Origin of the sequence: Mesorhizobium sp. M0306 (assembly GCF_040321655.1) — a bacterium.
GTDB lineage: Bacteria > Pseudomonadota > Alphaproteobacteria > Rhizobiales > Rhizobiaceae > Mesorhizobium.
Genome location: NZ_JAMYRY010000023.1, coordinates 70,997 through 92,084 on the forward strand (window position 1 = coordinate 70,997; position 21,088 = coordinate 92,084).

Annotated in this window: 18 protein-coding genes, 1 tRNA gene and 2 pseudogenes; 10 read left to right on the forward strand and 11 right to left on the reverse strand. The window is 58.9% G+C overall.

What is annotated here, in order from left to right:
- Nucleotides 1-446: 446 nt before the first annotated feature.
- The 5 genes from NKI95_RS25160 to ppdK form a co-directional block, all read right to left on the reverse strand.
- A complete protein-coding gene (locus NKI95_RS25160) occupies nt 447-620 on the reverse strand; it encodes a hypothetical protein (RefSeq protein ID WP_352720054.1) in 174 nt (57 codons plus the stop codon).
- Nucleotides 621-786: 166 nt separating this feature from the next.
- Entirely contained in the window at nt 787-954 is a 168-nt protein-coding gene (locus NKI95_RS25165) for a hypothetical protein (RefSeq protein ID WP_352484420.1), read from the reverse strand.
- A gap of 176 nt (nt 955-1,130) precedes the next feature.
- Nucleotides 1,131-1,313: a hypothetical protein gene (locus tag NKI95_RS25170; protein WP_031194824.1), complete on the reverse strand. Its 183-nt coding sequence runs from the start codon at nt 1,311-1,313 to the stop codon at nt 1,131-1,133.
- Nucleotides 1,314-1,453: 140 nt separating this feature from the next.
- Nucleotides 1,454-1,639: a hypothetical protein gene (locus NKI95_RS25175; protein ID WP_352720056.1), complete on the reverse strand. Its 186-nt coding sequence runs from the start codon at nt 1,637-1,639 to the stop codon at nt 1,454-1,456.
- 205 nt (nt 1,640-1,844) lie between these two features.
- Entirely contained in the window at nt 1,845-4,520 is a 2,676-nt protein-coding gene (gene ppdK / locus NKI95_RS25180) for a pyruvate, phosphate dikinase (RefSeq protein ID WP_352720058.1), read from the reverse strand.
- A gap of 140 nt (nt 4,521-4,660) precedes the next feature.
- Between ppdK and NKI95_RS25185 the strand changes: the two are divergent.
- Nucleotides 4,661-5,049, forward strand: a pseudogene (locus tag NKI95_RS25185) (VOC family protein).
- Here NKI95_RS25185 and NKI95_RS25190 read toward each other — a convergent pair.
- Together NKI95_RS25190 and NKI95_RS25195 are read right to left on the reverse strand one after the other, a co-directional pair.
- Nucleotides 5,046-5,797, reverse strand: a protein-coding gene (locus NKI95_RS25190) for an IS5 family transposase (RefSeq protein WP_352720060.1) whose coding sequence is annotated in 2 segments (ribosomal slippage) — nt 5,046-5,500 and nt 5,500-5,797 — 753 coding nt in all. Because the reading frame shifts where the segments join, the coding sequence is not laid out codon by codon here. The pseudogene NKI95_RS25185 and the gene NKI95_RS25190 overlap by 4 nt on opposite strands.
- Nucleotides 5,798-5,884: 87 nt before the next feature.
- Nucleotides 5,885-6,307 carry a DUF4279 domain-containing protein gene (locus tag NKI95_RS25195; RefSeq protein WP_352720062.1) on the reverse strand — a complete coding sequence of 141 codons (423 nt, stop codon included), beginning with the start codon at nt 6,305-6,307 and terminating at the stop codon, nt 5,885-5,887.
- A 289-nt stretch (nt 6,308-6,596) separates the two neighbouring features.
- Between NKI95_RS25195 and NKI95_RS25200 the strand changes: the two genes are divergently transcribed.
- Nucleotides 6,597-6,671: transfer RNA gene (locus tag NKI95_RS25200), tRNA-Gln, on the forward strand.
- Nucleotides 6,672-6,702: 31 nt separating this feature from the next.
- Here the strand turns inward: NKI95_RS25200 and NKI95_RS25205 are convergent.
- Entirely contained in the window at nt 6,703-7,896 is a 1,194-nt protein-coding gene (locus tag NKI95_RS25205) for an integrase core domain-containing protein (RefSeq protein ID WP_502909248.1), read from the reverse strand.
- Between the two features lie 703 nt (nt 7,897-8,599).
- Here NKI95_RS25205 and NKI95_RS25210 point away from each other — a divergent pair.
- From NKI95_RS25210 to NKI95_RS25230, 5 genes are all read left to right on the forward strand, one after another.
- The gene (locus tag NKI95_RS25210; RefSeq protein ID WP_352720064.1) at nt 8,600-10,792 is read left to right on the forward strand and encodes a calcium-binding protein; all 2,193 of its coding nucleotides are present in this window, start codon (nt 8,600-8,602) and stop codon (nt 10,790-10,792) included.
- A 905-nt stretch (nt 10,793-11,697) separates the two neighbouring features.
- A complete protein-coding gene (locus NKI95_RS34500) occupies nt 11,698-11,910 on the forward strand; it encodes a hypothetical protein (RefSeq protein ID WP_502909249.1) in 213 nt (70 codons plus the stop codon).
- An 86-nt stretch (nt 11,911-11,996) separates the two neighbouring features.
- Complete coding sequence (locus tag NKI95_RS25220) at nt 11,997-13,979, forward strand: acyltransferase family protein (RefSeq protein WP_352720066.1); 1,983 nt, start codon at nt 11,997-11,999, stop codon at nt 13,977-13,979.
- A gap of 195 nt (nt 13,980-14,174) precedes the next feature.
- On the forward strand, nt 14,175-14,825 hold the full coding sequence (locus tag NKI95_RS25225) for a TylF/MycF/NovP-related O-methyltransferase (RefSeq protein WP_352720069.1): 651 nt from the start codon (nt 14,175-14,177) through the stop codon (nt 14,823-14,825).
- Between the two features lie 284 nt (nt 14,826-15,109).
- Complete coding sequence (locus NKI95_RS25230) at nt 15,110-16,210, forward strand: LysR family transcriptional regulator (protein ID WP_352720070.1); 1,101 nt, start codon at nt 15,110-15,112, stop codon at nt 16,208-16,210.
- A gap of 29 nt (nt 16,211-16,239) precedes the next feature.
- Here NKI95_RS25230 and NKI95_RS25235 read toward each other — a convergent pair whose 3' ends face one another.
- Together NKI95_RS25235 and NKI95_RS25240 are read right to left on the reverse strand one after the other, a co-directional pair.
- Nucleotides 16,240-16,440, reverse strand: a complete 201-nt coding sequence (locus NKI95_RS25235) for a DUF2274 domain-containing protein (protein WP_502909251.1) — start codon at nt 16,438-16,440, stop codon at nt 16,240-16,242.
- Nucleotides 16,373-17,080 carry a hypothetical protein gene (locus NKI95_RS25240; protein ID WP_352720072.1) on the reverse strand — a complete coding sequence of 236 codons (708 nt, stop codon included), beginning with the start codon at nt 17,078-17,080 and terminating at the stop codon, nt 16,373-16,375. Before NKI95_RS25240 ends, NKI95_RS25235 begins: the two co-directional genes overlap by 68 nt.
- Before the next feature lie 222 nt (nt 17,081-17,302).
- Here NKI95_RS25240 and NKI95_RS25245 point away from each other — a divergent pair, with 222 nt between their 5' ends.
- A complete protein-coding gene (locus NKI95_RS25245) occupies nt 17,303-17,533 on the forward strand; it encodes a helix-turn-helix domain-containing protein (protein ID WP_352720074.1) in 231 nt (76 codons plus the stop codon).
- 282 nt (nt 17,534-17,815) lie between these two features.
- On the opposite strand, the pseudogene NKI95_RS25250 reads toward NKI95_RS25245, so the two are convergent.
- Nucleotides 17,816-18,727: pseudogene (locus tag NKI95_RS25250) on the reverse strand (sugar phosphate isomerase/epimerase family protein).
- Between the two features lie 677 nt (nt 18,728-19,404).
- Here NKI95_RS25250 and NKI95_RS25255 point away from each other — a divergent pair.
- Both NKI95_RS25255 and NKI95_RS25260 read left to right on the forward strand, forming a co-directional pair.
- Complete coding sequence (locus NKI95_RS25255) at nt 19,405-20,592, forward strand: magnesium transporter (RefSeq protein WP_352720075.1); 1,188 nt, start codon at nt 19,405-19,407, stop codon at nt 20,590-20,592.
- Nucleotides 20,593-20,678: 86 nt separating this feature from the next.
- Nucleotides 20,679-21,020 (forward strand): hypothetical protein, encoded by a 342-nt coding sequence (locus NKI95_RS25260; protein ID WP_352720076.1) that lies wholly within the window; start codon nt 20,679-20,681, stop codon nt 21,018-21,020.
- Nucleotides 21,021-21,088: the final 68 nt, after the last annotated feature.

Consider the following 21,088-nt stretch of genomic DNA (forward strand, 5'->3'; position numbering starts at 1 on the left):
CTGGCACCTGGGCGGCTTCGGGAGCCGGAAACTGGGCAGAAACGATGTCGGGATTTGGAGCCGTCACGCGCACGTTCGCGTGAATTTGGTTACAAATCGGTAAGGTCAGATTCTGGCGCACTGCAACTCTTATCTGCGGCCGTTCGTTGTAGCCTGCAGCGCCGCTTGCGCGGGGCATCTATCGGTTCCAGAGCGACCAGATTAAGTCGAGGCGGCTATCCAAGACTGGCATCACGGAACCAGGTTACAGTCCGTGCTCCATCTCCTTCATCGTGCGTGAAAGAGCTCACGCAGTGCGCCACAAACTGGTTGACGGTTCGCGCTCAACCAGCGGCACTGTTCTTTGGCGACTCAGTTAAAAATCGCTCGCGCGTGGCTTCACGACAGGCCTTGCTCGAACTCTGACTCCCACCCAAACACTGATCATGGTCAGAGCGAAGTAGATTTCACCGTCTGCTGTCCTGCGGCTTCTGGTGAGGTTCCTGGCTTTTCGACCACCAGACAAAATACAGCGAGCCCATTTTCATCACAGGCACGCGGCGGTCGCGTTCCCGGGCTCGCAACTCACGATAGGCCTTCATCTTCAGAGTGCCGCCAGGCAACCTGATACGCACCGCCATCAGTCCAACTCCCGTTGTGCAACGCAGCAATTGTGTGCAATGCGGCAAGTAGAGACTTTCCGTAACGGAAGAGTCAACAGCAGCGTCATCAACTTATTTTGTGAGCTCGCCTGCGGAGGCTCCGCGCGGCTCTCCCAGGCGCATGCCAGGTCGGAAAATTGCGGCGTCACCCCGGCGACTGATCGTCAATCAGGCGCTGGCGGTTCGACCACCAGGTGAAATAAACCCGGCCGATCTTGACGACTGGTATGCGGCGGGCGCGCTCGCGGTCGCGCAATTCGCGGTACACTTTCACCTTCAGCGTGCCGCCCGGCATTCTGATACGCACTGCCATCGCTTCCGCCGCCCCAAATTGTGCAATGCAGCATCGCCTTCCGTGGCGGAAGAGTCAACGCCTGCCCGCTGACTTTTTCTAGGATTTGGCGAGCAGTCTTCGGAGGTTTGGCGCGCACGGTGGTTCCTGATCCCTTCACCGAGGGGTCATGTCCAGTCGGGATCGTCGGGTGTGGGCTATTTCCTGGGCGAGGACTTGTTGGGCGAGGATGGGCGATCGGACATGCCGCTCGGCCACCAGATGACGAAATAATTGCCGACCTGCCAAACCGGCACCTCGCGCTTCTGTTCGCGGCGCCGCAGCTCGTCCCTTTTCTTGATCTTCAAAGTCCCGCCCGGAAGCCTGATTCTTATCGTCACGTGTCCTCCCGGTACCCCCCAAGATACGAATGATAGACGGGAACAGTTTCATCCCGGCTAAGCAATTTCGTCCAGGTAAAGCAATTTCGGGCGCGGTAGACGCAGGAACCGGAACCGGAGCGAGATCGCCGGAACCGGCTTCATTTGAAGAAATCCGCGATGCCGTTGATGGCCAGCACCGCGTAGACGATCGGTCCGGCGATAAACGCACAATAAAGACAGAGGATCGCCGCCAGCACCAGCAGCAGCGGCTTGTCGCGGCCGACGGCGCGGAGTTCGGACTTCACCGTCCAGCGCGCCGCAGCGGTTTGTTCATTATCAGACATGTGCACCATCCCGCGGCCATTTCACACGGCGGGTCGAAAACATCAACCTTCCTTGCTGCGCGGAAGATCCATTAGCCAGTGCTGCAAACAGGCCGTCACGCTCCGAAGATCGCGGCGCGTGCCACGTTCGACGTCAGGCGATAGGCATTTCTATAAATCGATGGTTTGCCAGCGCGTCTGTCCGACATCTTCGGTCTGGATCTATTCACCCTCCGACTTTTGCAGCCTGCACTGCCGCCTGCGCAGCAGCCAGCCTGGCGATTGGCACGCGGTAGGGTGAGCACGATACATAGTCGAGGCCGACCTTCTCGCAGAAATGAATCGAAGCGGGGTCGCCGCCGTGCTCGCCGCAAATGCCGAGCTTGATGTCGGGCCGCGTCGCCCTGCCCTTGTCGGCCGCCATCCGCACCAGCTCGCCGACACCCTCTATGTCGAGCGACACGAATGGATCCTGCTCGATGATGCCTTTTTGCCGGTAGGTCTCGAGGAACGAGGCCGCGTCGTCGCGGGAGATCCCGAAAGTGGTCTGGGTCAGATCGTTGGTGCCGAAGGAGAAGAATTCGGCCGCCTCGGCGATGACGTGGGCGCGGATCGCGGCGCGCGGCAGTTCAATCATCGTGCCGGTGAGGTAATCGATCTTGACGCCGGTCTCCTCCATCACGCTTTTGGCGACGGCGTCGATGCGCGCCTTGACGAAATCGAGCTCCTTCACCAGGCCGACCAGCGGCACCATGATCTCCGGCACCACCAGCGCGCCGGCCTTCCGGCCGGCCTCGACGGCCGCCTCGAATATCGCGCGCGCCTGCATCTCAGCGATTTCGGGATAGGAGACGGCAAGCCGGCAGCCGCGATGGCCGAGCATCGGATTGAACTCGTGCAGCGCTTCGGTACGCCGCCTGAGTTTGTCCGGCGACACATTCATGGCAGCGGCGACCTCGGCCACCTCCTCCTCGGTCTTGGGCAGGAATTCGTGCAGCGGCGGATCGAGCAGGCGGATCGTCACCGGCAGCCCGGCCATGATCTCGAACAGCTCGAGGAAATCGGAGCGCTGCATGGGCAAGAGCTTGGCCAGCGCCGTTCGCCGGTCCTTTTCGGTATCGGCCAGGATCATCTCGCGCATGGCAACGATGCGGTCGCCGTCGAAGAACATGTGCTCGGTGCGGCATAGCCCGATGCCTTCGGCGCCGAAGGAGCGCGCCATGCGCGCATCCAGCGGCGTCTCGGCGTTGGTGCGCACCTTCATGCGGCGCGCCCCGTCGGCCCACTCCATGATGGCGGCGAAATCGCCTGAGAGTTCGGGCTGCAGCATCGGGACGACGCCTTTCAGCACCTGGCCGTTGCCGCCGTCGATGGTGATCACGTCGCCCTTGCGGAAGGTCGCTCCCATCGCCATCAGTGTGCCAGCTTTGTAGTCGACGCGCAGCGAACCGGCCCCTGATACGCAAGGCTTGCCCATGCCGCGCGCCACAACGGCGGCGTGGCTAGTCATGCCGCCGCGCGTCGTCAGGATGCCTTCGGCCGCATGCATGCCATGGATGTCTTCGGGGCTGGTCTCGATGCGCACCAGGATCGCCTTGCGGCCTTGTGTCTTGGCCTCGTCGGCGTCGTTCGAGGAAAAGACGATCTCGCCGGTGGCAGCACCTGGAGACGCCGGCAGGCCGACGCCGATGATGTCGCGCGCCGCCCTCGGATCAATGGTCGGATGCAGCAACTGATCGAGCGAGGCCGGATCAATGCGGGCGACGGCCTCCTCCTTTGAAATCAGTCCATCCCTGGCCATGTCGACGGCAATCTTTAGTGCCGCCTTGGCTGTGCGTTTGCCGGACCTGGTCTGCAGCATCCACAATTTGCCGCGCTCGATGGTGAATTCGAGATCCTGCATGTCGCGGTAGTGCTTTTCCAGGCGGTCGGAGATGCTGACGAAAGCCTGGAAGGCGTCAGGCATCAGCTTCTGCAGCGACGGCTTGTCGGAACCGGCGGCAATGCGCGCCGCCTCGGTGATGTTCTGCGGCGTACGGATTCCGGCAACGACATCCTCGCCCTGCGCGTTGACCAGGAACTCGCCATAAAGCTGCTTTTCGCCGGTCGACGGGTTGCGGGTGAAGGCAACGCCGGTGGCCGAGGTGTCGCCCATATTGCCGAAGACCATGGCCTGGACATTGACTGCCGTGCCCCAGCTTTCGGGAATGTCGTGCAGGCGCCGATAGGTGATCGCGCGGTTGTTCATCCAGCTGGAAAACACCGCGCCGATGGCGCCCCAGAGCTGCTCGTGCGGATCCTGCGGAAAGGGTTTACCAAGCTCCTCCTCGACTTTGGCCTTGTAGAGCGCGATCACGCCTTGCCATTCGATGGCCGTCAGCTCGGTGTCGAGCTCATGGCCGAGGCCGCCCTTCTGGTCTTCGAGGATTTCCTCAAAGACCTCATGGTCGAGACCCATGACGACATCGGAATACATCTGGATGAAGCGGCGGTAGCTGTCATAGGCAAAGCGCGGATCGCCTGAATCGGCGGCCAAGGCTTCGACCGTCTCATCGTTGAGGCCGAGATTGAGCACGGTGTCCATCATGCCGGGCATGGAAGCGCGGGCACCGGAGCGCACCGACACCAAAAGCAGTTTCGACGGATCGCCGAAACGGCGCCCGGTCAGCCGGCCGATATGGTCGAGGGCGACCGAAACATCCGCTTCCAGCGAGGCCGGATAGGTGTGGCCGTTGGCGTAATAGGCGTTGCAGACTTGGGTGGTGATGGTGAAGCCTGGCGGCACCGGCAGGCCCAGGCTGCACATTTCGGCGAGGTTAGCTCCCTTGCCGCCGAGCAAATTGCGGTCGCCGGCACGGCCTTCCGCGGCGCCGTCGCCGAAGGTGTAGACCCACTTGGTCATGCTTGCTCCCCGGTTGCAGGAGATTGGAAATATTGGCAAATCGAGCGATATGATGGTGCAGTGCGAAAGGCAAGCCGTCGGCAACGCCCGCCGGCCTCTACAATCGATTAAGGAAAAGCAGCGCCTGAAAGACTTGCTTTTTGGAAAGCTTTGCCGCGGAACATAATGAGAACCAGGAGCAATACAATGAGAATGGTCGGAAGCCCGACTATCTGGAAATCCCGAGGTGGGGCGGAACGCTGGAGAGCGTGAAGGCTTTCTACAGCGCAGCCTTCTCGTGTTGTTCACCATTACGGGCCGACTTATTCAGCATTTGCCGAGGGCCTGGACGGACGTTTTCAGGCGGATATTCAAGATGCGCCGGCCAAGCCGCTGCCGGTGCTCTATTCCGAAGGCTGGAGGAAGCATTGAGCGCCGTCGAGAATGCCGGCGGCACAATCATTGAGCATTGAGCCGATCTTTTCGATCCCCGGCGGCAGGCGGTTTCATTTCTGGTCCGGCCGGCAAAGAAATTGCGGTCCCGAGCTAGGACGTAGACTCATTACCGCGTAGCCAGATACGGACGGAGACGAGCTTGAGGGCGGCAAGATAGTTTTCAGCCAGCTTGTCGTAGCGGGTCGCGATGCGACGGAACTGCTTGGCCTTGTTGAAGAACCGCTCGACCAGGTTGCGCGCCTTGTAGAGGAAAGGGCTGAAGCAGATCGGGTCCTTGCGATTGGCCTTTGGAGGAAAGTTGGCCCATGCATTTCGCTCTGTGACGGCATTGCGCAAGGCGTTGGCATCATAGCCCTTGTCGGCGAGCAGCATCGCGCCCTCTGGCAATTCCGTGATCAAGTCCGCAGCGGAGGCGATGTCACTCATCTGACCTGCCGTGAGCATCACCTTGATAGGCCTGCCTTTCGCGTCCACAAGAGCATGGATTTTGGTTGTCAGCCCGCCTCGGGATCGACCGAGACAATGATTTCGATCCCCCTTTTTGCCGTCGCACCCTGCTGATGGACGCGAACAATGGAGGTGTCGATCATCTGCACCTTGCCGTCATGGGGTTTGGTGATGGCGTCCATGAGGCGGTCCCACACACCTGCTTTCCGCCATCTGACGAAGCGATTGTAGCAGGTGGTGCGTGGGCCGTATCGCTCTGGCAGATCGCGCCATGGGGCACCGGATCGCAGCACCCAGAAGATGCTGTTGAGCACCCGCCGATCATCGACGCGCGGCACCCCTCGCGGCTTGTTGGGCAACCGCGGCGCAATCACGCGCCATTCGACGTCGGTCATATCGGCTCATGCTGAGCCTGAATCAGATTCCGCTCCAATTTGAAACCCGCCAGTCGACAAACGACCCAAAGCGGACAAAACGGCTGCTCACACCTCACTTCCATTTTGGGGAGCTTCGTCCTCAACGAAAAGGTCGAGGCCCCAGCCAACACCGCAATCCGCGAGCACCCTCATCCCGGACGGCTCAAGCCAGATGCCGCACTGCTCGTCGCAGGGCGTATAGAACCCGCCATAGATCGTAATCTGCTTTGGCCGCACTTCCTGCCGCAGCCGGGCGAAGGCTTCCTCCCGACCTCGCATCTGCTCGATCAGGTAGTTGACCGCAATCTCGTGCTCGGCCCCGTTCCGGAGCCTTTCGCGCGGTCCATCGAGGCTCCAGCCATTCCTTTTGCGCGGCGAACCGCTGCGCATCGGGTCGACCTTGCGGACTATGTATGTAGGTTCGATGCCTAGGATCGCCGTCACCCTGTCGGGATCGGCATCGAAGTCAGAGATCGAGAGCGAGATCATCGCTTGTCCTAACTAGGTTCGAAAGCGCAAGGCAAGCCCTGCGCCGGTGCGAGGTCCTTCATGCTTGCCTCGCGCTTCCCAAGGTCGCAGCAGTTACATCCGCTTCCCCACCCATCCCGGTCGTTCCGCATTTATGAGTTCACGGCCTAATAGGCTACTCGGAAGCCAATCAGTTGCAAAAGCAGTGTCCAAGAGATCGGGAGATCTAAACGGGCAGGTACTATTCACCGTTGAGCTTTACCTCGGCTCATCCTATAAGGCCGCGCGCAGCGGGTTCGTTCCCAGCTGTTGGGGCGTCGCCAAGTGGTAAGGCATCGGTTTTTGGTACCGACATTCCCAGGTTCGAATCCTGGCGCCCCAGCCAATTTCTCACGGGGTCCATCTGGACACATGGGTTACGGTTCATACCGGAGACATGGGTAACACTTTTGGCCCGAAGGGGTTTGAAGTGGTTCGAGCCTGCATGTCTCATCGTCGAAGTATCCCAAATGGTAATCCCTGAAGCTAGCCAGCCAGATTCGGTCGTCGACCTGTTTGATGCCGACTTTTTGGCCAGCGAAGACGAGGCTGAGATTGATCTTCTTACGGTCGAAGCAGATGCGGCTGCAGGTGGTGACGGTGACGGCCTTGTCGTGGAAGGGATACTCGAGGTCGGGTAGTCCGCGAGAGGGCCGTGGTGAGGCGCTGTAGCGCTCGGCTGGGCAAGCCATATCGAGCGCCTGGTGCGGGCGTTCGGTGTTGAACTCCTGAACGAAGTCATCGAACCTGGCCTGCTGCTGCAGGAAGTTGCTTCCGGCCGGCTTGGTGGTTTCGAGCTTGAGCGTCAGATGCATGCGTTCATGGCGGCCGTTCTGCTGGGGATTGCCGGGCTTGATGCGCTCGATCTCGCTGCCGAGCCTCAACCAACAGACCGACAACCTGGACAGGTTGAAGAGGGCATTGGGGCTGTCGAAAGGCACACCGTTGTCGGTCCTGATCGCGCTGGGCAGGCCGAACTCCTTGAAAACTCTCTCGAACACGGTGAAGGCATAGGCCTCCTTGGTGGTGTGAAGCGCTTCGCAGGCCAACAGATAACGACTTGCGAAGTCGCTGATCGTCAGCGGGTAGCAGTAACGCCGGTCGGCCAGCATAAACTCGCCCTTATAATCGGCGCACCACAGGTCGTTGGGCTGGCAGCCATGCGAGAGCGCCGTCCCTTGCGCCCTATTGCGGCGCGGCTTGCGGCGTTTGACCAGGCTATGGCGGTCGAGCACCGCGTGCACCGTCGAGATCGCCGGCGTGTGGACATCCGGGTAGAGCCGAGCCAGCCGCTCCCTGATCTTCGGCGCGCCCCAGCTCGGCTTGTCCTGCTTGGCACGCACAATCAGCTTCTCGATTTGGAAAGGAAGCTGATTGGCGTGCCGGCAAGGTCGGCGCGAGCGATCCGTCAGGCCTTCCAGCCCACAGTCATTGTAGCGGCCAAGAATCTTATAGCCGGTCTTGCGTGAGATGCCGAACTCACGGCACAGCTGTGCTATCTTCTCGCCGTCCAATAGGCAGGCGACGAACTTGAGACGCTCATCCATCGGGTTACACTCCTTCCAGGGCATTTTGCCCTCCCGCAAAAAGCCCGATTGTGTAACCCATGTGCCCGGAATGAACTGTCACCCATCTCTCGGGAAGGGCACACGGTCTGACCATCTCCGTGTCGTAGTATGAGTTGCGGACAACTTGGTCGTGGGCCAGCATTTGCAGTGTCTGTCCACAACAAATTGGTGTGGCCGGCAAAGAACGTGGTCCAGCTAGCATCTTAGCTTAACGTCAGCTCAATTAACCGGTCGGTAAATGCATATTCTGGAGAAAAATTCCTTTTTCGGGCCGTGGCCTGGCATTCAATTTTATAGATTGAGACTTTCATAATCCAATCGTCATATTTTTGACGCTCTTCTTAATAATGTCAGTATATTCAAACTCTTCTTCAGTGTCGATCAGCGCGCATTTCGACAATTTTAATAAAATTCAAATTTCCTTTTAAATTGCAACCATCATCTTCTCCTGCATTGTGGCAACAAATAGCATACCACAGAATTATTAATAAACATCTCCCCTTAAACGCGTGAGCATCTCTGCAATTCAATTTGCCTTTTTATGCACAAAGCTGAATATTCAGAAGTATATTTTACGCCGCAACGTGACAATCCCGCCATCGATCAACCATTCTATCAGAGCCTGCAGGTATGTGATTTGGCGCTAATATACACCCTCTAGTAGGCAAGCTCCGGGGCGCTATCGAATGAGACAAAGGAATATTGGATGGCAACTCTGCACTACGCATCGGGTGGTTCCGCCACCGAAATCGCAACCGCCGGCTTCAATCTGGCTGACGTTCAGTATGTTTCGCTGGTCAACGCATTGCCGGATGGCATGAAGGGCCTGGTGTATCTCAATGAGCATGAGGGCGTAACCGCATCCTTCATCGAGAAAATGACCCCCTTCCTTGGCAATCCGAACGTGTTTGGGTTCTATCTTGTTGACGAGCCCGATCCCACCGGCAGGTGGGGCACCTACGCAACCGCCGAGAACCTGAAGGCGGAATCCGACTGGATCCATGAGCATTTTCCGGGCGCCAAGACCTTCATCACCATGATGAACATGGGATCCCCGACCAATCCGGATTTTACGAACACCTACAATCCGGCCAACACGCATATCGACTATTTCGGAATAGACCCCTATCCGGTGCGCACGGGAACGGACACGGTCGACTACGACATGATCGACCGAGCCGTGGCTGCAGCGGTGAAATCCGGCATCCCGGTTAACAATATCGTTCCGGTCTATCAGGCCTTTGGCGGCGGTAACTGGGAGACTTCCGACGGCGGAAGACAGGTCATGCCCACCCCCGAACAGATGCAAATCATGATCGATCATTGGGCCGCACTGGTTCCGTCACCTGCCTTCGACTACACCTATAAGTGGGGAACGCAGAACGGCGACACCGCACTTGAAAGCTCCCCGGAACTGCAGGCCGTTTTCCGGGAGCACAACCTCGCTACCACCGGGACCGAACCGCCTCCCGTCGACACAAGCGACACTTTGTACGGCACTAGCGGCGACGATGTGTTCCACGGCGCCGGCGGCCACACGATGATCGGCTATGGCGGCAATGACACTTATTATGTCGAGGATGTCCGCGATAAGGAGGTTGAGGCGGCGGGCGGCGGTGCCGACAAAGTGTTCGCTTCGGTTAGCCATGCTCTTGCGGCCGGCTCGGAGATTGAGCTTCTTGCCACCAACAGCCCGTCCGGCACCACGGCAATCAACCTGACCGGCAATGCGTTCGCCCAGACTATCCGGGGCAATGCCGGCGCCAATGTCATCAACGGCGGCGCTGGCGCCGACATCATGACCGGCTATGGCGGCAACGACACCTATTATGTCGACAATGCCGGCGACAGGGCGAATGAGGCGGTGGGCGGCGGCACCGACAAAGTGCTCGCATCGGTGAGTCACGTCCTTTCGGCCGCCTCGCAGATTGAGCTCCTCGCCACAGCCAACCCGTCAGGCACAACGGCAATCAACCTCACCGGCAATGGGTTCGCTCAAATCATCCAGGGCAATGCCGGAGCCAATGTCATCAACGGCGGTGCCGGCGCTGACACGATGACCGGCTATGGCGGCAACGACACGTACTATGTCGACAACGCCGGCGACAGGGTGAACGAGGCAGTGGGAGGCGGCACAGACAAAGTGCTCGCATCGGCCAGCTATGCTCTTTCGGCGGGCTCGCAGATAGAGCTTCTCGCCACCACCAGCCCCTCCGTCAGCACGGCGATCAACTTAACCGGTAATGAGTTCGCCCAGACCATCCAGGGCAATGCCGGCGCGAATGTCATCAACGGCGGCGGCGGCCCCGACACTATGGCTGGCCGTGGCGGTAACGACATGTACTATGTCGACAATGCCGGCGATAAGGTCATCGAGGCAGTGGGCGGCGGCACCGACAAGGTGCTCGCATCGGTGAGCCATGCGCTTTCGACGGGCTCCCAGATCGAGCTTCTCGCTGCAAGGTACCCATCCGACACGACGGCAATGAACCTCAGCGGCAACGAGTTCAGCCAGACCATCCAGGGCAACGCTGGCGCCAATATCATCAACGGTGTCGGTGGTGCCGACATCTTGACCGGCAATGGAGGCAACGACACATTCGTGTTCAACAGCGCTCTTGGGGCCGGCAATATCGACAGGATCACCGACTTCAACAAGCTCCAGGACAAGATCCAACTCGACGACGCGGTTTTTGCCGGGCTTAAATTGGGTAGCCTTTCATCCGATGCTTTCTTTGCTGGCACGGCCGCGCATGATAGCTCCGACCATATAATCTACAACAGCTCAACCGGCGCGCTCTCTTTCGACAGCGACGGGATCGGTGGCGCAGCTCAAATACAGTTCGCCACTCTCTCTCCAGGTCTGTCGCTTGCAGCAGGTTCGTTTCTTGTGATCTGAACGACCCGGAACGGCGGACCTTCTGCTCGAGCCGGTCCGCCGCTCTAATCAACCACCCGATGTTTCGAAGGGGGTGCCCAATTTGGGCTGATGTTTACCCCCGGAATTATATCCTGCGTGCCGGTGTACGCGAAGCCGATCTACAAGCTTGCTGTACCGCCGAACCGTCGCTTGGCGCGGACATCATGGCCTTCCTGACTAAGGATTGGAAGCACATCACCGTGACCTGCGTGATCGTTTCGCTGGGTTCATTTTCGCTTGCGGCAAAGTCATCGATTCATTCATAAAAACGCCAAGGCAGCGTGCAGGTAGAAGCCCAGCGGGCAGCCGACGAAGACATGCAAAGCTCGTCGCGAGCTTACTCGCCCAATTGGGGGCAGAGCGCGCCAAAGCTGAAAAGCTCGCCAACATGCGGAGCCGAAGGTGAATAGCCGGAATTGCGAGAGCGAATAGGTTACATGACCCTTTGGGCACCGTCAGTAACCGCAGCAATGAGTCGACCGACAATCTTATGGTGACTGGCATTTACATGGTGGGCAGTGGCGAGTTTATAAAGTCCTCCGATGCCATTATCGACCATCAGCCGCTATTGCCTGGCTAGCCCTTGCCCCTCAAGACAATGACCACGCTTAATCCCGCAATGATCCAGTAGCTCGGAAGCCTATGCTCTCGCCGTCGAAGCTGTGGCGCCACTCGAGTCGGAATCTAGTCCTAGCTTGGGCCGGCTCGCGCCGTGTTCAAATGCGGCCGAGGATGTCATGCGGTTTGCCCGCGACGGTAGGCCGCTACGCTTTACGGTCGGCTCAGCTCTTGATAGGGCAGTCCCGCCAAAAGCCCGACGACACGGCCGCGGTTAAGTTCAGGCTCGCCTTCCAAAAGTCAAACGTGGTAGTTGGGGATTTCAGTTGAACAACATCGTGATTGTCACGGCCGCTGGACTGGCGCTTACCGGCTACCAGGGTGCAGCAGCCGCGGAACAGCGGCCGTGCGTGTTCTGCGCCGCGTGCGGCGTCACGTTCGTTGAGCGCAACTCGCTGATGAAGTCCTCCGCATCACAGGCGTTATCGGCGCCGAGCCTTGGCAAATCCATCTTATTGAGACGCTTGGCGGCCCCTTGAATAAAAGGTCCATGGTAACCTCTGAGTCTGGGTTGACTTTGACGTGCCGGGAGACGTTTAGATGGCAGCGACCCAGGGAACGCAGCATGAATTACAGACCCGACATCAGCGGACTGCGGGCCGTGGCCGTTGTTCCTGTTGTCCTCTACCACGCCGGGTTTTCTGCGATCAGCGGCGGTTTTATTGGCGTCGATATTTTCTTTGTTATCTCCGGGTTTCTGATCACCTCCGACATCATCGAGCGGATCAAGAACGACACATTTTCGCTGGTGGAGTTCTACCATCGCCGCGTTCGCCGGATTTTCCCCGCCCTGTTCGCGATGCTCGGTGCCTGCTTTGCGACGGCGTGGTTTGTGCTGCCGCCGGGAGAATTCATCAGCTTCAGCAAGAGTGCGACTGCCGCTGCGCTGTCCGGCTCGAATATCTTTTTCTATCGGAACACGGACTATTTCGCCGCAGCCGCCGAATCGCTCCCGCTTCTGCATACATGGTCGCTCGCGGTCGAGGAGCAGTTCTATCTGTTGTGGCCGCTGGCACTAATGATGCTGATGGCATGGCTGAGGCCGTGGGCTTTGATCGTCGTCTTCCTGCTCGGTGTCGCTTCGATTGCCGCTGGTCAGTATTTGCTCCCGGTCAATCAGGCCTTCGTATTCTACATGCTCCCGACGCGGGCGTGGGAACTGCTCCTTGGCGGGATGATCGCCCTGCCATCGGCTAAAGCGATGGTTGCTCGGCTCGAGCGGAGACCAGCCGAGATCACCGCTCTCGCCGGTCTTGCGCTCATCGCCGCTTCGCTATTCATGATCGACAGCGATACGCCATTCCCCGGCCTCTCTGCACTCGGCCCTTGCATTGGAGCGGCCGTTGTGATCGCCGCCGGCATCCGCCACCAGACCGCGGTTTCGACAGCGCTATCCGTTTCTCCGGCCGCTTTCGTCGGGCTGATTTCCTACTCCCTTTACTTATGGCATTGGCCGCTTCTGGTCTTCGCAGGGGTCTACAAGAACCGAGACCTGTTCGTCTCGGAGCGCGTTAGCATCGTTATTGCAGCACTGCTCATCTCCGCTCTTTCCTGGCGGTTTGTGGAGCGCCCATTCCGTCAGAATCAAGAAACGGCCATTTGGACGTGGGCGGTACCGGCTGCCAGCGCCATGGTGGTCGCTTGCTGCCTATCCCTTGTCATTATCAAAGGGCAAGGGTTCCCAAACAGAGGGCCCGCCATGGCTCCATCGGTTGCCGCCATGATGGCAGAGAGAGCCAAGTTTCAGGCTTCGCCGTGCCTCATGCGCGGTGCCCTTATTCCCGCCGGGGGCAAATGCTTACTCGGCAGCGAAGACACGCTGTCACCTACGATCGTTTTGTGGGGCGATTCCCACGCCGCACATTTGGCGTCATCTCTCGATGAGGCTGGCAAAGCGATAGGTGTGCGCGTCAGGCAGATCACAAAGGCCGGATGCGCACCATTGCCCGAGTTACGGATGCTCCCTTCAAGCCCAATGCGGGCCGGTTGCCCGGCCTTCAACGGGGCCGCGCTAAAGGCAATCCTTGGCGATCCGAACGTCTCGCTCGTGATCCTGGCCGGACGATGGAACACCTATACTGGCCGCGGCAGAAGCCTTCTTTCGAGAGATGGCGCCTGGCCTTCGCCGGACGCTTCAAGGGCCAACTTTTCGTCTTCCATCCGGGCCACCGCCGATAAGCTGGCCGCACGCGGTATCAAGACCGCTGTCGTTGGACCGGCGCCAGAACCACCCACCGATGTGCTAGATTGCCTAATCCGCGCCAGTTTCATGCGAACGGATGAAGCGCCCTGTTCGACCATGCCGGCCGGACCGCACTGGAATGATAACCAGTTGCTGTCCGATCTGCTTCCGCCCTCCGTTCAATTCATCCCAATCGTGCCGGCGTTGTGCGGGCTAAGTGATTGCCGGTTGAAAGTGGGCGAGGAGATTTTATACCAGGATAAAACACACTTTTCGAAAGCAGGGGGCCATCTTCTCGCCCCTCTTTTCGAAAACGCTATATCGTCCGCCGATCTCGCTGTTAAGCTGAATTTGCCACCCTCATAAACAGCCTAGAATCGGCCTGCTCAGGAGCCTGACATGAATATCTGATGTGGAAAAGAAGTGCGGTGGCACGCGGGCCGTCAACGACTGTCTTCAGACGCACTTGCGAATCCTGAGAGCGATGTCTAGCATTATGCGATGTTGCCAGGATTGACCCGCCGTCTGTTAAAGAATGCAAACAGGCTGAGAGTGCCGGCCGTGGCACGTTCAGTGCAGCGCGCTCGGCTAACGTATCTTTCGGACGCAAAGTTCATTAGCCTTCGGGATGCAATCAGGCAGCTGAGGCGTGAAAAGGTCCCCGGCGACTTCATCGAGTACGGTATCGCACTCGGTGGCTCCGCAATCTACATCGCATCCGAACTCGACGGAGGCCGTCATTTCCACGGCTATGATGTGTTTGGCATGATTCCGAGTCCGACTGAGCAAGACGACGAAAAATCCAAGGCCCGTTACCAGACCATCCGATCTGGACGATCCAAAGGCATTGGCGGTGACACGTACTACGGGTATCAAGGCGACCTGTTTGATAAGGTGAGTGCCAGCTTCAAAGGCTTCGGCGTCCCGGTCGATGGCGAAAGGATCGTCTTTCACAAGGGCCTGTTCGAAGACACGGTGCACTTTCATCCGGAAACCAAAATAGCCTTGGCCCATCTAGATTGCGATTGGCACGATCCGGTCAAATTCTGCCTTGAAAAGACCCTTGAGGTGTTGAGCCCAGGCGGGCTCATGATCATGGACGATTACAATGATTACGGCGGATGCCGGACGGCGACCGATGAATTCCTTGCTGGCCGCACGGACTGCCGTCTGACACGAACCCTCCCTCATGCCGTGATTCAGCGATTATAGGTCACATCCTGGTTTGCGCAGTTCACGTCGCCAAGGCCGATTCGAGCGCCGTGCCCTGACATGTTAACGAGACGCCCGTCGAACCTGACGGGTGCCGCAGACCGCGAGAGTGGACTTCCAACGGCTGGTCAGGAACCTCGGTCCATCGGATGCGAGTTGGTGTCGTGGATCGCCACATTCCATGAGACGTGTACCCATTTGCCGATCTTGATCCACCAGGTCGAGACGACCAAATCGTCGAGCTTGAGCTAAGATAGAACCAATCATCAATCTCGATCCGACCCGTGGGCATAGACCTGCAAACGCCCATCCAAATGGCTGTCCGCGGACCGGTCCCCCCGGAATTTAAGATTTTCCGCGACGGCGCCGAAATTCGCGCGCTGCTCGATGACGGCATTCTCCCTAGCGGCGCCCGTGACGATCCAGGACGAGAACGGTGGAGAAGACCGCCCAAATCGCGTCCGCAGCAACTCGTCGGTTTGCTAAAAGGAAACGGTTGGACTGCTCACTCCGTGTCAATACTGAGATTTGGCGATAGCCCGCAGCGGCCAAAAGCGCTCAAACGCGTTTTGTCGCCAACTGACTTTGAGCAGAGATGCGGAGCTCCATCCAACTTGCGACCCTCAATTATTGCGGTGGGTACGAGGATATTCCATCGCCATGCTCGCGGCGTCGGCCCAACCCCGGCCGGCGAGCGCTTCCTGGAGCGTCTGCGCTCGGTGCTGCTCGAGCTCGACAATACGCTCACCCTGGCCAGGTCCGGCACCAAAGATGACCAACAAAAGCTTTCCATCGGCTCCAACGGGATCATCCTCGCCGGGCGAGCTTTGGATGCAATCATCGAGTTCGGGCAATCTCATCCCAATGTGACCGTCAGCTTGACAGAGAGTCCTTACCCTTCGCCTGAGGCTGCTCTGGGTGCCACCCAGGTCGACGTGGTCGTGACCTCCTCCTCCCGGTTTACCGGCGGCGCGTTCGAATTGACGCTGTGGAAAGACACTCTGGCTGTCGTTCTTGCCTCAAATCATTCTCTCGCAAGCCGTTCCGTGATCGAGTGGCACGAGTTGCACCAGGAGACGTTGCTGGTGCGCAGGGGCGAAGCATTTCAGCTCGCCGACGCTGTTGGACGCGGCGTGCAGCTTCCTCCAATCGTCGAACATCACGTCAGTGCGGGCATTCTTTTGCGCCTTGTCGGCAACGGGCTTGGAGTCGCTCTGATCCATGATCGAGATGCCGACAGTGTTCCTCAGGATGCGGTCTGTCGCAAGCTGCGGATCGGCGGCAAACCAATCCAGATCTCCAGTTTGGCCCGTTGGCGCCCCGACAACGCCAATCCGGCCCTGCCGACCTTCATCTCATTTCTGCGCGATCGATATTTGTGCTGACAGTCATCCGACCGGCATGACCCGAACAGTCACAGCATCGGCACTGTCAGCTGTGCCGGATCGGCGACTATCTGTCCGGTCTCGCGGCCGAGCAATTCAGGATAGGCGACGAGATCACGATGAACGGCGCCGAGCAGTTCGACCGTAATCTTGACCGGGCGGTCATCGGGAATGGCGGAGAGCTTCAGCTTGCTCAGGATGGGTCCCTCGACGCCGCACTCGGTGAGCACCAGAGCCTTCGGCGATGCGCACCAGATCGCTGAGCGCTGAGCGGATTTGCGGCCAAGGAAACTCAGAGCATTCCTCCCAGGCTTCGCCCTCGCGCAACACCGCATCGAGCTTGCCCGCCACGCCGGCGAGAGTCGTAGCGGGGGTGATTGAGAAGGCGTCCAGAAGATCCTTCGTTCGCTCGCCAGCTTGGCGTTCGGCTCTGAGCGCGGCAATGTAACCGGACTTCTCGGCAGCAGCTTCCCAGCGTGCCTGATGCGCAGCAAACTCAGTTTCGGCCTTCTCTCGGAGAGTGGCGGTATCCGGCCTGTTGCCGAGTACCTGTTTGACTGCCTCGATTGAGTAGAGTGTTAATTTCTCGCCATCGGGCAGGTGGACGTCTACACAAGGAAAACCGACAGATTCGGCAAGCCTGGTCTCCAGGCGCTGCTGCCTGCGGCAAAGCCGATCGGTCAACTTGCGGGCTGTCTGCCATTCCCGCCGAAGCGCTAGCGCTGGGTCAAAAGGCACATAGGTCCTCTCGGCGTCGCCTGCCGACGCGTTACCTTTGACCGTCCATGCGGTGGTAGCCACCACTGTTGCCGCAAGCACTCGCCTGCGCGTGACGAATGGCAGACTCATGATATTGTCGGAATCAGTCATGATCCGAGCTCCCTAGAAGCTTAGGTTGTGGTCAGGCCGGGTAAGGTGTTGCACCACCTTATTCGGCCGTTTCACACGGGCTCGTTTGCCACCGGTCGAGTGTTGTCCGGGCTGAGCGAGCGCAAGTTCCACTCTATAGTCCTAAACGAAACCGTCGGCACAATCAAGACTTTTGGTATCAAATGATGCGTAAGGTATAAAATAATGATAACGAGTGAGCAATTGCGAGCAGCCCGCGCACTTTTGCAATGGGATCAAAAGATCCTCGCCGAGAAGTCAAAAGTGTCAGTCGCGACCATTAAGCGGCTTGAGCCACCCGCTGGCATGTTGAAGGCCAACCAAGTGACGATCGAAGCCCTGAAGCGCGCATTGGAGGCAGGCGGCGTCGAATTCATTCCCGAAAATGGCGGCGGGCCTGGCGTTCGGCTGGCACGCCCTCTGGAAAGCAAATGACTTTCAGCAAACTGGTGGTAAAGGCTTCATCCATCAATGTAAGGCCAGTGTTTCGATGCTCGCTGACCTAACGGGCGGTTGGCTGGCCCCTGCCCGCACTCGACAGCTAAGGATTGGCCAAGTCAAATTCTGCCGTAGTATCGTAGACCGGCATCTTCGTACAATCTCATCGAAAAACAGCATCGAAAGACACGCTCGGCCCATCTCTTAATATGGAGCGGCTCCCTACCTACGAATTCGCCACCTCTGACCGACGTTCCCACGGCGGGCCATTCCCACCTTCTACTCCGCCGCTCTGCGCCCAGCGCGATTGTTCAGGGCGATCAGTTTTTTTGCCTGCGCCAGGCTGCCAGGCTGCTCATTGCGATATCGGGGCCCTATATCCTTCATATGCACAGTCCCAGGCAAGAAGACTAGCTCGCTGAAGATGTCATCCCATTCGATATCGCCCCAACCGAGCGGCAAGTGCAGGTCGCCCAGACCTACCGCTGCATGCTCCTGCGGGAAGTAGGTTCGATGGAAACCCTGCGGGCGCCCCAAGGAATCATGGACATGCAGGTGCCCCGCGACCGGCGCCATAACCCGCAATTGTGCGCGGAAGTCCAGGCCGCGTCGGGTGGATTCGATATAGGCTTGACTGAAATCAATGAGCGCCACCAGGTTGGGATGATCGACCGACTTCACCGACTCCGCCACTTCGCCCGGGTTTGCCGGCACTGACCCGGTTCCATGGCGAAGAGGTTCTCGAAGGCCATGCGCACACCATAGGGCTTGCTGAACTCAGCGAGCTAGAACAACACTTCGCGTTCGCTAGCCTCGAAACCGGGACCACCGGGAATCTGGTCGGCGCGAAAATGCCCACTATGCTGGACAAGCACGCGCGCATCGATCCGATCGCAGAGTTCGACCAACGCCTTGGCGGTATCAATCTGCTAGCGGCAGACCGCCGGGTCTATGAGGTTCGATGAGACGACGCCGTGAACCGAATAGCGGAAATCGAATTGGCTGGTCAGTGTGATAAGCCTGTCGGCCCATCGGGGATGACGCGACCACCCGCTATGAGATCGAGGGTCGTCAGGCCCAGTAGACGGCTTCGACGCCCCTATCGGCAAAGCTGGGATAGTCCGCCTCAATGGTCTCCAACTCGCCATTGGCAGAGATTGAGTTAAAACCTGTGGCGATAAAGCTGCTCATATGCATCCCCGATGACGGACGGCCAGGAATACCGGGCCGGTCCGGATCACTGTAGGTGAGATGGCAATTGCCGAACCGATGCCACTCTCGAAACGGGTCTCGTTCGTCCACCAGGTGCGATCGAGCGGTCTACCGCTATAATCAGTGGGCCTACATTAACTCGGACGGACCGCGACGACCTCGAGTCTCACAAAGCAGACTGCCTGCCCTGGACGTGCAAGCTCTCTAGAGCGCCTCTCGTTCCGGACAGACCTCATACAGAGAATGCCTCAGGCTATTACGGTTTCACCCAAATCACCTTGTCATCCTGGGGAATTCATCCGCCTCCAGAGCTGGTGGAACTGACAAGATAAGCCGGATGAGGCAAATCAATTCGAGCGCCGGAGGCCCTGCCTCAGCAGAATTTCCGGGTTTGCGTTTCATTGGTGCGGCGTGCTCGCAAAGCCCAGGAAAAGATCGGTGAAGTTCGCAACACCTTGAAATTCTCGGCGACACGCAGACGTTACAGCCCGCCTATATGCACCCGCAATGGCTCAGATTTGTTTGGGTGCGGTCTACTCGGCACCTGGAGAAGGCGAAGATTCCCGGATCGAGACGCTTAGGCCACTGCGCCAGGGCGGAGCGATCAGATTCGTGTCATACCGTCAGAGGCAAGACACTCGCAATTGGGGGAACAGATGAAGGAAGAGAACGACGTTGAGAAGCTGGTGCGCACGCTGCGTGCTCGAGCACCTGATGACGCGGCGGTGTTGCTGGCCCGAGAGTCTCCCGAGTTCATCCGGGACACACTAAAGTTGTTGCCGGACCGGCACGCCCGTAAGGTGGCGGAGCATTTGCCGCCGCATATGCGGCCTATCAAGCCTCATGGCGATGGCAAGGACCTCGCGATCCCCGAGTCGCTCATCGAGCTGATGGACCCGATTCCCGCCAGCGTTCCTGTCGGCACGACAGTAGCCGCCGCAGTGGAGGCCGTCAGACGCACCCCGGTGCCGACCGAGCTCACTTATCTCTACGTCACCGACCAGGGCGACAAACTGGTTGGACTCGTGGTCCTGCGCGATCTGATGCTGAGCGAAGCGGACGCCACCGTGGATCAGATCATGCTGCCAAAGCCGTTCGCCCTCCCCGTCGGTCTGTCCTTGAGCGACGCCTGCAAGGCTGCGGTCCGCCGGCACTACCCTGTCTATCCGGTGGTGGACGCGGAGGACCGACTGCTCGGGCAGGTCCGCGGCTGGCGCTTATTCGAGCAGCAGATCATCGAGATTTCCGCTCAGTCTGGCCAGATGGTGGGTGTGCAGAAGGAGGAGCGTTCTTTCACGCCGCTGTTTTCAGCCTTCCTGAAGCGTCATCCGTGGCTGCAGCTGAACCTGCTGACGGCCTTCATGGCCGCTTTCGTGGTCAGCTCGTTCACAGGCACGATCGAGAAGATTGTCGCCCTGGCGGCATTCCTCCCGGTCTTGGCCGGGCAGAGCGGAAACACCGGCTGCCAGGCATTGGCTATGACGCTGCGTGGCCTTGCCCTGGGCGATGTGGACAAACGACCGAAACTGCACCTGGTGATGAGGGAGGGCGCGCTCGGGATCGCCAACGGCGTGCTCGTCGGTCTTGTCGCGGCTGCGGCCATGTGGTTCTACGCCTCGCGGCAACCGGAGTCGGCAGCCCAGGCGCCCATGCTGGCACTTGTCATCCTGCTCGCCATGTCCGGATCGTGCCTCATGTCCGGAATCTCCGGCGTGCTGATCCCATTGGGCCTGCGGCGGATCGGCGCCGATCCGGCCGTCGCTTCGGCGATCTTTCTTACCACCGTCACCGATATAGTAGGCATGGGCCTGATGCTGGGGCTGGCCACCATGCTCGTTCTGTAGTTTTGGCGCGTCCGCCGATGCGCGTCCTACAAAAGGACGCGGTCGGCGGGATCACCACTGTGGGATTTTTGGGGCTTTGAAACGCCGTGACTGAGCAGGTTGCGATACAGACGGACTTTGCGCGTCGTTTAAGCGCAGGCATGGGCCCTCTGGCCCGGGAACTCACCGCGGGCGTGAAGCATTGCCCGCCAGCTCTCCGATCGCCTCCGCAATGCGACCGAAGACCTTCGGATGAGCCACATGTCACATCGATGGATCAGGCAGCGACCAAATACGCGCAGAATCACGCGAACTATATTGATCTTGAAGAAAGCTATATTGGCTATCGTTCGATGAGTTTTGTTAGTTTCTATCGTGACATAATACTTCGACAATACAGCAACGCTGAGAAGGTGTTTTGGCAACCAGCGCAGCCGAAATACGAATGAACCCGATAGTTTGTTGCGCGGCTGCAACAGCTGTTGAAAACTCGGACGATTTCGTCAAAGTTCAGTCG

Coding starts and splice junctions, on each gene's coding strand:
- NKI95_RS25165 (WP_352484420.1), bottom strand. CDS start 954: ATGGCAGTGCGTATCAGAATGCCGGGCGGCACGCTGAAGGTGAAAGTG.
- NKI95_RS25220 (WP_352720066.1), top strand. CDS start 11,997: ATGAATTACAGACCCGACATCAGCGGACTGCGGGCCGTGGCCGTTGTT.
- NKI95_RS25160 (WP_352720054.1), bottom strand. CDS start 620: ATGGCGGTGCGTATCAGGTTGCCTGGCGGCACTCTGAAGATGAAGGCC.
- NKI95_RS25240 (WP_352720072.1), bottom strand. CDS start 17,080: ATGACTGATTCCGACAATATCATGAGTCTGCCATTCGTCACGCGCAGG.
- NKI95_RS25205 (WP_502909248.1), bottom strand. CDS start 7,896: ATGCCCTGGAAGGAGTGTAACCCGATGGATGAGCGTCTCAAGTTCGTC.
- NKI95_RS25210 (WP_352720064.1), top strand. CDS start 8,600: ATGGCAACTCTGCACTACGCATCGGGTGGTTCCGCCACCGAAATCGCA.
- ppdK (WP_352720058.1), bottom strand. CDS start 4,520: ATGACCAAGTGGGTCTACACCTTCGGCGACGGCGCCGCGGAAGGCCGT.
- NKI95_RS25175 (WP_352720056.1), bottom strand. CDS start 1,639: ATGTCTGATAATGAACAAACCGCTGCGGCGCGCTGGACGGTGAAGTCC.
- NKI95_RS25255 (WP_352720075.1), top strand. CDS start 19,405: ATGAAGGAAGAGAACGACGTTGAGAAGCTGGTGCGCACGCTGCGTGCT.
- NKI95_RS25195 (WP_352720062.1), bottom strand. CDS start 6,307: ATGATCTCGCTCTCGATCTCTGACTTCGATGCCGATCCCGACAGGGTG.